This window comes from Cyanobium sp. BA5m-10 (genome assembly GCF_024346255.1).
GTDB classification, from domain to species: Bacteria; Cyanobacteriota; Cyanobacteriia; order PCC-6307; family Cyanobiaceae; genus Cyanobium_A; species Cyanobium_A usitatum.
Map to the genome: position 1 here is coordinate 1 of NZ_JAGQCP010000060.1, position 12,566 is coordinate 12,566.

The window sequence follows — 12,566 nt, forward strand, 5'->3', positions numbered from 1 at the left end:
GCGTTGGTGACTGGTCAGTGGTGCCGGCATCCCCTGGTCCCTGCGCATCGGCACCAGGCTCTCCAGCACTCACCCCACCGGCCAACGAGCTTGTCGCCGACCGGCCAACTTCATTGTCGGCAGACACGATAGGCAGCAGGCTCTGCGCAATGGCGATCGGAACTCGTTGCCCCGCTTGCTGCTGCTGGAGCGGAGTGACGTTCTCAACTGGCACCTGCCGGCTAACCACGCCCTGCCTGATGCGATCACCTGGCGGGAGCGGTTGCCCAATCCGCCCGCGGGAGCACCTGATGCCTCCCTGGAAGCTTCAGGTGGCTTTCGCCAAGGGATGTCTCCCGATGACTGGCATCTCCGCACGGTGGCGCTGGAGCCCGGCGTGGGCATGCAACTCACCACAGAGGAGCTGGTCCTAGATCGCCAGGCCCCGTCAGGTTGGAAGCGGCAGGTGATCGACCAACGCCAGTACCTAGGCCTCACCGCACTGCCAGCCATCTGGTACGCGAGCCACGGCTCTGCCTTTGGCAATGGGGAGCTGCCGCACCTAGGGCTGGCGCACCAGTACCTGAACCATTTCTGCAGGCAGAGCGACTACCAGGAGCTGCTGTATCGGACCGCCCTGCCGGTAGGTGTGCGCACTGGCGTGAGCGGACCTTTGGGCGCCAGTCAGGGCAGTGAGCCGGTTGTGCTGGGACCAAACAGCGTCATCGACCTGCCGGAGGGAGCCAGCTTTCAGTTCGTCGAGATCCAGGCCCGGTCTCTGGCTGAAAACCGCGCCTGGCTCGAATCGCTGGATCAAGGCATGCGCCGTGATGCCCTCATCCCAGCTGCTGCCCAGGGGGCACCACGCACGGCGATGGAGATCTCAATGGCCGCCTCCCAGGCCTACGCCCTGCTGCAAAGCCAGGCGATACAAAAGGCCTCGATGTTCTCTTCTCTGCTGCAGCACTGGTGTGCCATTACCGGTGAACCGCTACCCGTGCAGGAGGGCCCTGCCCTGACGGTTGAGATCAGCCCGCTTGCACCAGCACCCAAGCCCCAACCAACCGTGAGCGAGATGCTGCAACTGCAGGAGCGGGGAATCATCAGCGAGCAGGCCCTGCGGCAATGGCTGGGAGATACAGCCGGTCTTGCCCCGGCAACGACATGACGCAGACGCAGTCAGGACTGCAGGGGAAACCTTTTGGTGCGCCCGCCTGGCAACCGAGCGACCACGAAGCCATTCGTCAGGCCCTGGCCCTACCGGCGACGGTGCCTTGCCTCGATGCCATCGGCCGTGCCATGGCCGATCTGGAGCGTCAGCACCCGGCCGGGGTGCTCAGCGCCCGGGCCCTACTGGATGCGGTGGCCTTAATTGACAAGCACCTGCTGGCCGGAGGTATTGAGCAGGAGCATGCGATCGAGAGGACAAGCCGCTCCGGTCCAATCGCTGGTTCGGTGGCAGCCGCCGGTGATGCACCACTGCAAAAGGCGGATGTGATCGCCTACGACACGGCGTTGCTGCGGGAGGACCGGGAGACCGTCTATGCCAACTCTGCTTCTCCAGCCGCAGCGCTGCTAAATCAACGCCGCCGCTACAGCGAGCAGCTGTTGTTGCTCCTGCCGGGCTTAGGCAGCTGGATGAAATTCAACTTCGCTGCCGCAGGGATAGCTGGAGGCACGGCCTTGCTGCGGGGTTGATGATCTCCCCCCGCCAGTTCACCAGCGGCAGGCATGCCCGCAATGCCCAGGCCTTGGGGGCAGGCTTGCCCAGCGCACCGACTGGTGCAACACCACTGCAGCCCTATGCCAATGCTCGGTTGCTGCTGGGCGAAAACGCTGTCCCTGGTGACACCACCTCGGCAGTGTTGGCCACCCATGTCCTCGAGTGCTTCCTAGAGCGGGCCAACTACATCTCCGCCAAGGAGAACGGCCCGGGGGTGGAGACCGGGGACTTCACCTACCAGGGCTACATCTGTCGCGCCAGCCGGTTGCCGCCCAACCCCGGTGCGATCTGGCTAAGCAGGGAGCTGGAGTGGAGTCAGAACGGCCGGCGTGTCTCCGACGCCGGTAGGACTGTTGTGGCCCCCTGCGAGGGCGCAATTTGGCTTGGAGATCTAACCCTGCTAAATGCCGCAGGTGATGCGGATGTCGATCCCTATGCCCAGTACACCTTGTTCACGGTGCTCGAATTCGGCGCCAGCTACGGATCAGGTGGCATTGGTGGCCTGGTGCAGCCGCTGATTGGTGAACGGGTATTTGGCACGCTTAAGCCGAATCGGCTGGAGTGAGCGGAGGTTGTGGCTACGGCTTGATACCTCAGCCAGCAGCAGGAGCAAAAACCTAAAAAACCCGTACATCTCACTCAAACTCATGCAAACGAATGACCCAAGACTTCTTCTGCTGACTGGGGCATGCCCAAGCCCACCAGGAGTTGAGAGCCAACTCACCGAAGATCACATTGGGGAGAATGAACACTCACGGCACTCAGACGTTTGCACAGAGCGCAGCCACCATCTCGTCTTCTCCTTGTCGTGACTTATTTCCCTGCCCAGCAGGTTCTCTCCACTTGCTCCACCCCGATGCAGTTGTGTATCCAGCAACCAAGAGGCGATCACAGCTCACCCCTACCGTCAAGCGCGTTGCAGAGCCCCCACATTCAGCTGCGGTAGTCCGTGTGCCATTTGAGTTCAGTCTCCACCCGGCCCAGTCGTATTTGCACTGCCCATAGGTACGCCATTGTGGCGTGTAGCTATTAGATCGAATGCGCTGAAGAACAGCCTGCTCGCTTGGGCTTAATGGTTTCGTGGTCGGACCATTAACAGTGTTCGTTCTGCCTCGCCAGCGCACCACCAATCCGCTGCTGCACTCCTGCTGGGATAGCTGTCCATTTGCGCATGCCTGCTGATGGGGCGGCACGTTGAAGGGGGTCGTACCGGAGCCTGAACGAATCCGGACCCGTTCAACCGGACTAACCACCCCATCGCGCACCAGCTCTTCGAGGGAGGCATCAAAACGGGGCGGCGGCCGGCTCGGTAGGGCAGCTGCCGTTTCTGGACGCAGTGGCCGGGCCAGGGGCACTGGCGGTGGCGCTGGCGGCATCGAGATCGTCAGCTTTGAGCTGGCTCCAGCCGCGGAGGTCGCTGGGCAAAATTGCTCCAGAAATTGCTCCCTCTCTGCGTCTTCAGCCTGGTCCCATTTTTGAACATCAACCGGCAGAGTCTTTCGAGCCATGCCAGGTCTATCAATAAAAATAGAGACCTGCCTTGAAATACGCTTACTAGTCATGCAATCATAGACTCTTTGCGTTAACCAGTAGTATATTGCGTCATAATTCTTTCCGCGAGCAGTGTCGAGTTGCCATAAGATATGTAGATGTCGTGGATTGCCATCAACAGGTCTGCCAAAGCCATGATGCAATGCTGTTTCGTAACCATGGAAGCACGACTTGTAGCTTTCAAATTCTAGATACTGCTTATCTTTGCAATCACTGAACGAATCGATTGGTGGCGCCGAGGGGTTAAGCTTTGGCGCAGCACTGACCTCATGGCCTGTTGCCATAAGAGCATATGCGCCGAATAGCAAAAGCGGTATACGCATCAAGAAATAATAGATTTCATGATCATTGACTGGATTAAACTCTTTGGCAAGCTCTAATGCCACGCTAAGCCAGCTGCGGCCTCCTCCGCCAGGGGTCAGAGTCGAGACGTCATGAGCCTATTTTTTTGAAAATTTACTGCTCACCAGTTGGCTTGATGTAACCAGTATCGATCAAAAAGGCCCGTAAAGCTTCCGGGAAAGAGCTGTAGACAATTTCCCGGCCCAGGCACTTGCCGTTGTCATCCAAGTCACCCTTGCACTCCTTAAGCCCCTCCTCTGAGGAGTCGTAGCGCTGAGTCATGCGATCCCAACCCTCATACAGCTCGCCCACCAGCGCCTTATTGGCGACGTAACCGGCCAGAAACCCATTGGGATATTCAGGGTTCTTCTGTTTGAACCATTCGGCCATGCGCTGCAGTTTGCGGCGATGGAGCGGCTTGAACTCAGGCCGATGGGACACATCCACAAATGCATCTCCCTCCAGCTGCCAGAGACGAGCGGGTGCCGTGCTGCATGCGTAGCAAGCAAAGCGGTAGAGGAACCGGTTATCAACGTCAACGATCAGGAAGCGCCCATTTCGCAAAGGGTCCTCTGCTGGTGAATCACCCCCGTCGAAAGGTCCGAGTGTCACCTCTCGCCAGGTCTGCCCGCTGCGATCGCTGGTGAGCACCTGGATCTGATTGCAGCAGTGCGCACCTCCGGTGAAGGAAGAGAGCAGAACCTCGGGGTAAGGGTTCTCAGGATCCATTTCTGCGATCTGAACCACCGCAGCTGGACTGCCACCCCATTTCTCGGCGCCAACGAGCCGGCCGACCTCGATGCCATTCAAACGAACGACAGCCACCGGCTGGAGCACATTCGATCCGGACTCGTTGATCCGCCGCTGCTGCTGCGCGTTGACCTCCACGGCGCCACTGCGTAACGAACCGCTCATGCGGTTGTTTTGGTAGTCCATCTTCAGGACCTCGGCCACAGCAGTACTGCCGCAGAGAGCCCCCAGTCCGAGCAGGCCGGCAATGAAACGAGCTCCTAGAGACATTATGGAAAGGGCCGCTCTAAGCGAGGTTGAGAAAAGAAAGGGACTAGGGGCTACGCCTCAAGAGAGGCTGATCAGGTAAGCACTGACTACTGATGACAACGACTAATTATTGCTCGACCCATTTCCCCATTCGAGCATCCCACTCCTGTCCATATTCAATTTGAGGAATCCAGTTCCCCTCCTCATGGGATAGTACGTTCCCTTCTGGGAAGAGTTCAATCCTCTTTGGATGACTGCCAAACTTCTTTTGAAGCATCAACCGCTCACCTTGTATCTTGTTGTCGTGGCTAAATTGTGGTACTAGGTTCATTGTGATGGATTTCCAGAGAGTTATTTATCCTTAAATTCAATTCGCTCAATGAGCTGTTGAAGCCGCTGGTCTTGCCCTCGGATCTGGTTTGTGAGCGTGACACCAAGCACTATCAATGCACTTAACCAGACAGCAGAGGTAAGAGCAACAGCCCTCCACGGGAAGGTCATACCACGATCAGGAGACAGCTCCTCCTCGGAAGATTTCTTCTGCTTTTTAGTCTTACTGCTTAGAACAGCCCCATCTTCTGGCTCTTCAAGGCTCAGAATGAGCTGCAGCAGGGCTTGAGGAGTGGCGGGCACTATCGCGCTAGATGCTACATCTGCCCCCATCAGCCTGGTTAGTTCATCGCGGCACTGGTTGAGACCACCTCCGGCCCAGAACAGCCCCCACGCCTTCTTATGGCGATGAAGGACCACCCAACGATGGGGTCGCTTGTCGTTTCGTACAAGCTGGCAAGCTTTAGCAAGAGTCCAGGTTCTCCCTGCACTCACTGACGGTTCAGAGCTCAGAAGAAGTCTTCCGGTTGGGTCTTTGTCGTAGCCAGTAGCTAGCTCAAGCGAAAAAACGTCAACAATTTGTACTTTGACCCCTTTCTGATCTGGGTTCCAACTGGGCGACATGAAGAGCTGTGCTCCTCCGACATTGTGAAGGCAGGCAGACGTGAGGTTGTTGTCGGGCATCAGCAGAAGTTAGCTAGTTTGTGATAATGAATTTCCATGTTGGCCATTCCGGGGAACCTCAGCAAAATGTCTTGGCTGCCTTATCCACCAGGGTACGACTATTGATTGGCGCCCAAGTACTTTTGGACCAATATTCACGCGTAGAGCATTTTATTTGGTGGGTACTGGAGAATTCAACGCGTGCCGGGCGTTCGCTAAGCCTGCTTGTGTTAGTACTTTCTACCTCGATTCGACCTGAGCTACGCGAGACCAGTTTGATCCATTTATCGTAGCAATCAGACTCTTGACCGCTACCGTATTGGCCAGCCATCAACCAGCCGTTTCCAATTGGTTTAACAGGTTTCAAGATTGGACACAAGTCAAAGCATCCGCGTTGCCATCTTGAAATTTCGGCGCCTACGGCAGCCAATACAGCAAGAGGAGAAGGTGGGGCCATTTGCCCATTCCAAGTATTCACACTACCGTTTATTTTGTGATACTTAGGGTAGTTTATTTCCACATATTTTCTTAGACGTGCTTGCTCAGCGGAGCTTTTGCAAATGAAAGCGGTGTGTGGGGGGAGGCGATACTGATCTTTAAAATAACCTTCTTGCGCCAACACCTGACTGCCGTCTAGAGCGAATAGCGCAACAAAACACGGCATCGACGGCCTTAGAAGCGACTCCAGTGATTTCAGTGATGGCATAACTTAGAATTGCCTGCAATTAGATACTAGCCAATTACTCAGTGGCTTTCGACATACCTTAGCAATAGTGGTGAAGAGCTGCCACTCTCAGCGTGTGGCACCTGTTGCGTGTACGTGCTCTTCCGCCATGGCGGGTGCCGCAAGCAGATTGCGGCGCTGGGGACATGCCAGGCAGGCAGCCTTGCTCGAATTAAGTTTAATCGCTATCACTGCAGGCTTAGGGGCGAATTCGGCTCTCCAAGTGTCAACGATGTGGGCAGATGCAATCCCTTGGCTATTCAGCGCCACGTTTATGGTGGTGCGTAGACAGACTGAACGCTGCCAGACACGTCTTAATGGCTCTTAAAACTATGGGAAGCCAGGATCGATTGGCCTGTATTTACTACGCCTTTACTGTTTAGCGGAATGGGTGAATACCACCTAGAGCATCTGCTTCGACTATTACCTTGACGTATTTATCGAACAATAGGGTTGAGATCTTGTGCTCAAGCAGGCCAGGCCAGCTGCAACTGCCACGCTGAGTGTGAGCTCGGCAACAGGGAATGGCAGCGCCGCGATGGGCTGCCGCTCCCACTGACAGCCGAGACGGGTCATGGCCACAACCGCAACGCACAACAGCTCCAGGGCAACTGATGAGAGCAGCGAGCTGCTTGAGCAGCACCACCAGGAGACTGCTGAACTTGAGAGCAACAGCACGGCTGACTATCCACCCGCTGATCGCCAAGTCGGCATCGCTCTGGCTGATGCAGAAGAGCCCAGCGCCAGCGAGATCCAGCCTAGTAACGGCCTCGGCGATGCCCTCAAGGCCGAGCGCAGGCGCAGCAACAACCTCGAAAAAGAGCTGCGCGGCTTGCGCCAGCAGCTGACCCGCTTCTCGGAGATCAATCCCGAGGAATACGCCCGCCTTCAGCAAGCCGAACGCCAGAAGCAACTGCTCGAGCAGCAGGTGGAACTGCGCGAACGTCAGATGGAAGAGGCTTCCGCCCGCAAGGTGGCAGCCGTTGCAGCGGAACGCGACGCGGCCCATGAGCGCGTACAGGAGTTGCGCAAGGAGCGGCTGCTGGAGCGCGCTTTCTCAGAAGCAGAAGGACGCACCGGCGGGGACGGGCGCGGCACCTTTTTTCAGGTGTTCAAGGGCCAGCTGGGCGAGAGCTTTCGGCTCACCACCAGCAAGGACAGCGTCGATGTGCTCGAACCACTCGACAGCCAGGGCCAGCCCCTGCTGGGCGATGACGGCCGGCCGCTGAGCACCGCTGACTTCCTCGATCAGCTGCGTATCCACCCCGTCTACGGCTTCCTATTCCAGCAGCGCGGTGCCATGGGTACGGGGACACCTGGACTGGCAATAACGCAAGCAGCTAGCGGTGGCTTTGGCGAGGTGCTCAACCCCCAGGCGATGAGTGCCAGTGAGCTCTACCGGGCTGGCTTTGTCACCAACGGCCGCAGCCCACGCCGCTGAGCACAGCCGTTCAGCAAATGGCCAGCCGCTACTACCTGGTGTTCTGGAGCCGCCGCTCGACAGCCACCGTGGTGCCGGCTGCCACAGCTGCTCAGGCCCGCATTAGAGCCCATGCCCGCCATAAGGCGGGTTACGGCACCCTCCTCTCAGCCCGCCAGGCCAATGCCGCAGACAGTCGCTTGATCCGCAAAGGGGCCTGGGTGCGTCGCCGCAAGGACGGCAGCAGCCCCCAGTTCGGCACTGCTGCTGCACGAACAGCGGCCAGACGCCAGCGCAGCCGTTACCGAAACTGGCTGTGACGCCAGGACTCAACCCCTGGGCCAAGGCCCAGGACGCCCTACACCTACTGGATCTTTACGGCGGTGAGCACCGGCAGCATCCTGCTGATTGTTTGGCTGGTGCTGCGGCCCAGGCCGTGAAAGCAGAAGACCGCTCGCGTTCAAGGTGGCGGCCCCACCCTTGAAATGGCCGCTCCCCCCAACAGCGCCAGCAGCAGGTTGAGGGTGGAATCAAAGCCTCCTTGCAGCTGCTCCAACGTGCCGGGGCACACCTGGCCGACGGCACGGCCAGCCATAGATCGCTGGCCGCAGATTCCGGCAGCCAGCCCGTAGACCAGCAGCTGGGCGGAGATCACCACCGCCAGGGTCTTAAAAACAAAGCGCTCACGATCAAAAGGTGGCCTGGGTGGCGGCAGTGGTGTCAGCGGCTGCGGTGCTTCTGCCATGGCCTGCTGCTCAGGGATGGCAGGTGAGTAGCCAGCCGGTGCCAGTCCCATCAGCCTCCCAACGGGGTTGCCAGTTCTTCCAGCTGTAGTGCTGGCCTGCGCCGTTGGTGTTGGCGGTGTAACCACCAGCGACTAGATCAGCTTCTCCGTTGGGGTCGTTGTGAATGGCGACCGCCTCGGTGAAACCGATCACCACGCTCCAATGGCCGCCACCTGATGGCGCAGATACAGAACCGTGATGCAGCCAACCCACGGCAACTGGCCGTCCCAGGTTGATCTGCTGCTCCAAAGCTGCTCGATCACCATTGGTCGCGAAGTTGGCGGTCAGCCCCAGTGAGCGCAGCGCTGAGAGTTGGGCCTCTGCACTTGTGCTGTCGCCGTATTTGGCACGGATGACGTTGTAATCATCGTCCGAGCTGACCTTGCCCCAGTACCGGGCGAGCATGGCGCAGCTACTGGAGAAGCACTCCCGGTAGCCAGTGCCAGAAGCGTTGTCGTTCTGGTTCTCCCAGGCCACCGGCAGGGGATTGGCATGTGCTGGGGCCTCTGGAGCCGGGGGTGCCGATGAGAAGGTTTGCCGCCAGGGTGCGGCCTCGGTAAGGATCGCCGGATCAGCCGCAATGACGACCTGGCGGAGCAGCTCGATGCCTTCCTGTTGTTGGGGCTGGGCTTTCCAGGCATCCCAGAACTGGCGCCAGCGCTCAGCTGAGAAGGGCGCTTGGGCGGCAGGAGTGGCAGTCGGAGTTGCGGACATGAACAGCAGGGCAGTCCTCTGCTGTTGCCGTTCCGCTCATCCACACAGTGGTTTTCGCCACAGACAGTGGAGCAGGTCAGAGAGGTCGATGATGTGCCTCACCCCTGAGAGCAACAAGCACTACTGCCAGCTGACGCGCAATCTCGACGACGAGAAGCTGCTGGAGGTCGATGCCCGCTAACGGCTGAACCCCAGGAATTCCATTGACCGGAAGTAGCGCGGGATGGTGACGGACGAGATCCACCGGCACCGCCAGTTCAAGCGAGCAACTCACTCGTTCTCTCTGGCTTGCGAGCGGCCTATGTAGTTGACACTGGGCACTCAGACCCTTCCAGAGAGCAACACCACAGCCAGCAATACGCCCACCAGCAACAGCTCGCTCACGGTCGTGTCCATGTCGACCCCGATACAGATCAGCACGACATTGTTGTCGACATCACTGCAGAATGCGCCCCCCATGCAGGGGTAAACCCCCCACATGGGGACTGGGTCTGATCACTCCGTTCCGCCAGTGTGCCTTAGTCCGGCTTTGCAGCCGCTCCCTTGCCCGCCCTGCTGCCATGGCCAGCTATAAGGTCACCCTCGTCAATGCCAACGCGGGGCTCAATCAAACAGTCGACTGCGCCGATGACCAGTCGATTTTGGATGCCGCAGCGGAGCAGGCCATTGATCTTCCATTCTCCTGCCGTGCTGCTTCCTGCGCCTCCTGTGCCGGAAAGCTGATCAGTGGCAGTGTGGATCAGGAGGATCAGTTCATCCTCAGTGAGGACCAGATCACAGCAGGGTTCGTGCTGACCTGTGTGGCCATCCCCACTTCGGACTGCACAATCGAGACCCACGCCGAGCAGTCGCTCTACTGAGTCACTGCCCAACCGGGGCAGCCCAGGCGTGAAAAGCAGCTGCCCTGAGCAGGTGGGTGCCATCGGCCTCCCATTGCCGCGTGCGTTGCAGCTGGTTGAACACAGAGCTCTGATCGCCAAAGTGATCACTCTCCTCCACCGGACCAGCTGGGGGCGACGGGTTGCTGTGGGCCATGGCGGACTCCAGAGCGGTATCAGCCACGATGACCCCACATGGAGCTGGAGCGATCCCCCCGGATGGGGACGATCGCCCCAGCTCAGCCTCAGCCCCGCCAGGTGGGCAAGCCGCCACTAACCAGGGTGCCGCGATGACGCCAGAGCGCCTCGGGCGCAAGCTCAATGCCGTGCTCGGCGGCTAGTTTGGCCGCCGCCTCGGTGGACTCGGTGGCACAAAGGGCCCGGGCAAAGGCGGTATCGCGCTCCAGCAACTCCTTGAGCTGGTGCAACGCTGCAGCGGAAGGATTTTCGGCCTGGGAGGCCGGCAAATCGCAGGTGGCCATGGGGACCCCTTCTCAGAGTGATACCAGCCTAGGAACGGCCACCCCGTTCGGACTCAGTTGTATTCGCCTGGAATGTCCTGCTTGGTCACCGTGACCCGGCCCACCTTCTGGCCTGACAGGCGCAGCCATTCATCGCTGGAGAACTCGTAGCCAGGCGTTCCTGCGATCAGGGCCACATCATCAGCGGTCGCAGCGGTCTGCACCGCCTGCCGCATGGCAGGGTCATCCTGCATCAGGGCCAGAGAGGCCTTCAGCTGATCGAGGGAGATGGCCCGGAATCAAAGCTGCCCTGGCGCAGGCTGGTCAGCTCCTGGTCCACTTGGGCCAGTCGCTCAAGCACCAGGCTCAGATCCAATGGAGTGAGTTCGCCGTCAGAGCCCCACTTGCGGCAGGTGCTGCCCAGACAGCTGCTGGAGCCGCTGAGGGGATGGGAGTCCGTCATGGCAGACCTCCGGGTTGTCGCTGGATTCAGTCTCCTTCCACTGGACGATTGGCGATGCCCCCAAACAGGGGCAATCGCAGGCCCGGCTGGCTCAGAACCAAGCGAGCTGAGCCTCTTCTCGGCTGTTCACCTGTGCCTCTGGTGTGCTGCGCTGAAACTCCATGCGAATCGAGCGTTCCTGCTCGCCATCGGCGGCGACAGCGCGGATTGGATACACCTGCTGGCCATCGCGGAAGGGCACCTGCACCCGGAAGGTGCCATCACTGCTCAGCGGCACCGGCGCATCACCGATGAACAGGCTGGCGCTGGGATCGGTCGCCCCATAAACAATCAGCTCGGCATCAGCCACCAGCCAGAAGGAGCGCTGCCGCTGCACACCACTGCCCGATTCGTTGCGGCCGCTGGCCCACAGGCCCACACCGGAGGCATGCAGCAGGCCGGCGTGATCCCCCGTGAAATCGTGCTCATGCAGCATCTCCGAGCCGACACGGCGACTCTGGGGGCTTGCGGATGTTGCCAGTTGATAGAGGCGCTCATGCTCCACACCGGCGCCGCCGCCACCCAACGGTTGACTGACCGGTCCGATCGGACCGTCCAACGAGAAGGGCACAAAGACATCCGCCACCACCGGGCTGGGGCCCTCGGCCGGCACCCGCGCCACAGATGACACTGCCAGCTTCAGCCAGCCAGCGGCGCCGAGTCGGTAGCCGAGCTCCACGCGGTAATCGCGATCGCTCAGTGGTACCGGCAGATACCACTCCGTGGCGTTCGCCGGAACCACTAGCTCCTGCAGAGCATGGGGATGGGATGCCCCGTGCTGCAGACCCGTGACATCGGCCACCCGCAGGCAGAGCTGCTGGCCGCCAGCGGCGACGGCACGGGCTTGATCAGCGGCGCTGATGCTCCAGAACACGTAGGCCCACTGGGGATCGCGAGGCAGGAACGTCACCTGGGTAGTGATCGGAGCCTGCGGTGTTGTGGTGGCAGCTGGGCTGCTGGGAGCAGCAGGATGGGCTTCTACTTGGGCCAGCACCTCCAGTAGCTCTGTCTTGGCCAGGTTGGTGTAGCTGCGCACCCCGAGGCGCTTGGCCAGCTCGCGCAGCTGGGCCAGGGTTTGATCCAGAAAGGATGGACTGGTGCGCGGAGCGGAGGCCATAGATCGCAATCCTTCACATTCCGAAATAATCGCAGCAGTCGCCCGGCTGGCGGCGACTCTGTCAGCAGACGGGGATCACACCAGCTGCCTCTGGAAAGCGCCAGCTGCCTGCTCCGCCAACGGTCCTTGAGCAGTTGAGGGCGCCATCCATCGCTTCTGGGGGCGCCAGGAAGGCCTCGCTTGGCGTCTTGCTGGATAAGCGGACGCAAACACAAAAGAAGGCCCGATCTATGAACGCTTGTAAGGGTCCACTCCGACACGGGCCCGGACTCAACTTGGATGGTTGAGCACCACTCCAGGAGTTGGGATGGCCGCTTCTAGCCTGAGCGTTGGGGAACTGGAAGCCCAGTACCCCCTCTATTGCAAGGCGATGCGCAT

General features: G+C 59.8%; 17 protein-coding genes. 6 read left to right on the forward strand and 11 right to left on the reverse strand.

What is annotated here, in order from left to right; genetic code table 11:
• Positions 1 to 166 precede the first annotated feature (166 nt).
• Genes KBY85_RS14105 through KBY85_RS14115 form a run of 3 tightly spaced genes read left to right on the forward strand, consistent with a single transcriptional unit; the run spans position 167 to position 2,267 of the window.
• On the forward strand, positions 167 to 1,147 hold the full coding sequence (locus KBY85_RS14105) for a DUF4055 domain-containing protein (protein WP_254962094.1): 981 nt from the start codon (positions 167 to 169) through the stop codon (positions 1,145 to 1,147).
• Positions 1,144 to 1,677 (forward strand): hypothetical protein, encoded by a 534-nt coding sequence (locus KBY85_RS14110; RefSeq protein WP_254962095.1) that lies wholly within the window; start codon positions 1,144 to 1,146, stop codon positions 1,675 to 1,677. Before KBY85_RS14105 ends, KBY85_RS14110 begins: the two co-directional genes overlap by 4 nt.
• Complete coding sequence (locus KBY85_RS14115; protein WP_254962096.1) at positions 1,677 to 2,267, forward strand: hypothetical protein; 591 nt, start codon at positions 1,677 to 1,679, stop codon at positions 2,265 to 2,267. Before KBY85_RS14110 ends, KBY85_RS14115 begins: the two co-directional genes overlap by 1 nt.
• 719 nt (positions 2,268 to 2,986) lie before the next feature.
• Here the strand turns inward: KBY85_RS14115 and KBY85_RS14120 are convergent.
• The 3 genes from KBY85_RS14120 to KBY85_RS14130 form a co-directional block, all read right to left on the reverse strand.
• Positions 2,987 to 3,127, reverse strand: coding sequence for a hypothetical protein (locus KBY85_RS14120; RefSeq protein ID WP_254962097.1), 141 nt, complete (start codon positions 3,125 to 3,127; stop codon positions 2,987 to 2,989).
• Positions 3,128 to 3,709: 582 nt separating this feature from the next.
• Complete coding sequence (locus KBY85_RS14125; RefSeq protein WP_254962098.1) at positions 3,710 to 4,549, reverse strand: hypothetical protein; 840 nt, start codon at positions 4,547 to 4,549, stop codon at positions 3,710 to 3,712.
• A gap of 396 nt (positions 4,550 to 4,945) precedes the next feature.
• Positions 4,946 to 5,608, reverse strand: a complete 663-nt coding sequence (locus KBY85_RS14130; RefSeq protein ID WP_254962099.1) for a hypothetical protein — start codon at positions 5,606 to 5,608, stop codon at positions 4,946 to 4,948.
• A gap of 1,277 nt (positions 5,609 to 6,885) precedes the next feature.
• Here KBY85_RS14130 and KBY85_RS14135 point away from each other — a divergent pair.
• Complete coding sequence (locus tag KBY85_RS14135) at positions 6,886 to 7,752, forward strand: hypothetical protein (protein WP_254962100.1); 867 nt, start codon at positions 6,886 to 6,888, stop codon at positions 7,750 to 7,752.
• 17 nt (positions 7,753 to 7,769) lie between these two features.
• Complete coding sequence (locus tag KBY85_RS14140) at positions 7,770 to 8,051, forward strand: hypothetical protein (protein WP_254962101.1); 282 nt, start codon at positions 7,770 to 7,772, stop codon at positions 8,049 to 8,051.
• 140 nt (positions 8,052 to 8,191) lie between these two features.
• Here the strand turns inward: KBY85_RS14140 and KBY85_RS14145 are convergent, their stop codons facing one another.
• From KBY85_RS14145 to KBY85_RS14155, 3 genes are all read right to left on the reverse strand, one after another.
• Complete coding sequence (locus KBY85_RS14145) at positions 8,192 to 8,527, reverse strand: hypothetical protein (RefSeq protein WP_254962111.1); 336 nt, start codon at positions 8,525 to 8,527, stop codon at positions 8,192 to 8,194.
• The gene (locus KBY85_RS14150; RefSeq protein WP_254962102.1) at positions 8,487 to 9,230 is read right to left on the reverse strand and encodes a C39 family peptidase; all 744 of its coding nucleotides are present in this window, start codon (positions 9,228 to 9,230) and stop codon (positions 8,487 to 8,489) included. The genes KBY85_RS14145 and KBY85_RS14150 overlap by 41 nt, the downstream gene beginning before the upstream one ends.
• 321 nt (positions 9,231 to 9,551) lie before the next feature.
• Positions 9,552 to 9,689, reverse strand: coding sequence for a hypothetical protein (locus KBY85_RS14155; protein ID WP_254962103.1), 138 nt, complete (start codon positions 9,687 to 9,689; stop codon positions 9,552 to 9,554).
• Between the two features lie 101 nt (positions 9,690 to 9,790).
• On the opposite strand from KBY85_RS14155, the gene KBY85_RS14160 reads away from it, so the two are divergent.
• Complete coding sequence (locus tag KBY85_RS14160; RefSeq protein ID WP_254962104.1) at positions 9,791 to 10,090, forward strand: 2Fe-2S iron-sulfur cluster-binding protein; 300 nt, start codon at positions 9,791 to 9,793, stop codon at positions 10,088 to 10,090.
• Position 10,091: 1 nt separating this feature from the next.
• Here KBY85_RS14160 and KBY85_RS14165 read toward each other — a convergent pair whose 3' ends face one another.
• The 5 genes from KBY85_RS14165 to KBY85_RS14185 form a co-directional block, all read right to left on the reverse strand.
• Positions 10,092 to 10,292, reverse strand: a complete 201-nt coding sequence (locus tag KBY85_RS14165) for a hypothetical protein (RefSeq protein WP_254962105.1) — start codon at positions 10,290 to 10,292, stop codon at positions 10,092 to 10,094.
• A 61-nt stretch (positions 10,293 to 10,353) separates the two neighbouring features.
• A complete protein-coding gene (locus KBY85_RS14170; protein WP_254962106.1) occupies positions 10,354 to 10,590 on the reverse strand; it encodes a hypothetical protein in 237 nt (78 codons plus the stop codon).
• A gap of 53 nt (positions 10,591 to 10,643) precedes the next feature.
• On the reverse strand, positions 10,644 to 10,859 hold the full coding sequence (locus KBY85_RS14175; protein WP_254962110.1) for a Nif11-like leader peptide family natural product precursor: 216 nt from the start codon (positions 10,857 to 10,859) through the stop codon (positions 10,644 to 10,646).
• Entirely contained in the window at positions 10,841 to 11,032 is a 192-nt protein-coding gene (locus tag KBY85_RS14180) for a hypothetical protein (protein WP_254962108.1), read from the reverse strand. Before KBY85_RS14180 ends, KBY85_RS14175 begins: the two co-directional genes overlap by 19 nt.
• 91 nt (positions 11,033 to 11,123) lie before the next feature.
• Positions 11,124 to 12,188, reverse strand: coding sequence for a DUF4912 domain-containing protein (locus KBY85_RS14185; protein WP_254962109.1), 1,065 nt, complete (start codon positions 12,186 to 12,188; stop codon positions 11,124 to 11,126).
• Between the last annotated feature and the right edge of the window lie 378 nt (positions 12,189 to 12,566).

Bases quoted from the DNA above. Each gene is read 5' to 3' on its own strand.
- KBY85_RS14110 (WP_254962095.1), top strand. From the start codon at position 1,144: ATGACGCAGACGCAGTCAGGACTGCAGGGGAAACCTTTTGGTGCGCCC.
- KBY85_RS14115 (WP_254962096.1), top strand. From the start codon at position 1,677: ATGATCTCCCCCCGCCAGTTCACCAGCGGCAGGCATGCCCGCAATGCC.
- KBY85_RS14130 (WP_254962099.1), bottom strand. From the start codon at position 5,608: ATGCCCGACAACAACCTCACGTCTGCCTGCCTTCACAATGTCGGAGGA.
- KBY85_RS14135 (WP_254962100.1), top strand. From the start codon at position 6,886: ATGGCCACAACCGCAACGCACAACAGCTCCAGGGCAACTGATGAGAGC.
- KBY85_RS14140 (WP_254962101.1), top strand. From the start codon at position 7,770: ATGGCCAGCCGCTACTACCTGGTGTTCTGGAGCCGCCGCTCGACAGCC.
- KBY85_RS14145 (WP_254962111.1), bottom strand. From the start codon at position 8,527: ATGGGACTGGCACCGGCTGGCTACTCACCTGCCATCCCTGAGCAGCAG.
- KBY85_RS14150 (WP_254962102.1), bottom strand. From the start codon at position 9,230: ATGTCCGCAACTCCGACTGCCACTCCTGCCGCCCAAGCGCCCTTCTCA.
- KBY85_RS14155 (WP_254962103.1), bottom strand. From the start codon at position 9,689: ATGGGGGGCGCATTCTGCAGTGATGTCGACAACAATGTCGTGCTGATC.
- KBY85_RS14160 (WP_254962104.1), top strand. From the start codon at position 9,791: ATGGCCAGCTATAAGGTCACCCTCGTCAATGCCAACGCGGGGCTCAAT.
- KBY85_RS14170 (WP_254962106.1), bottom strand. From the start codon at position 10,590: ATGGCCACCTGCGATTTGCCGGCCTCCCAGGCCGAAAATCCTTCCGCT.
- KBY85_RS14180 (WP_254962108.1), bottom strand. From the start codon at position 11,032: ATGACGGACTCCCATCCCCTCAGCGGCTCCAGCAGCTGTCTGGGCAGC.
- KBY85_RS14185 (WP_254962109.1), bottom strand. From the start codon at position 12,188: ATGGCCTCCGCTCCGCGCACCAGTCCATCCTTTCTGGATCAAACCCTG.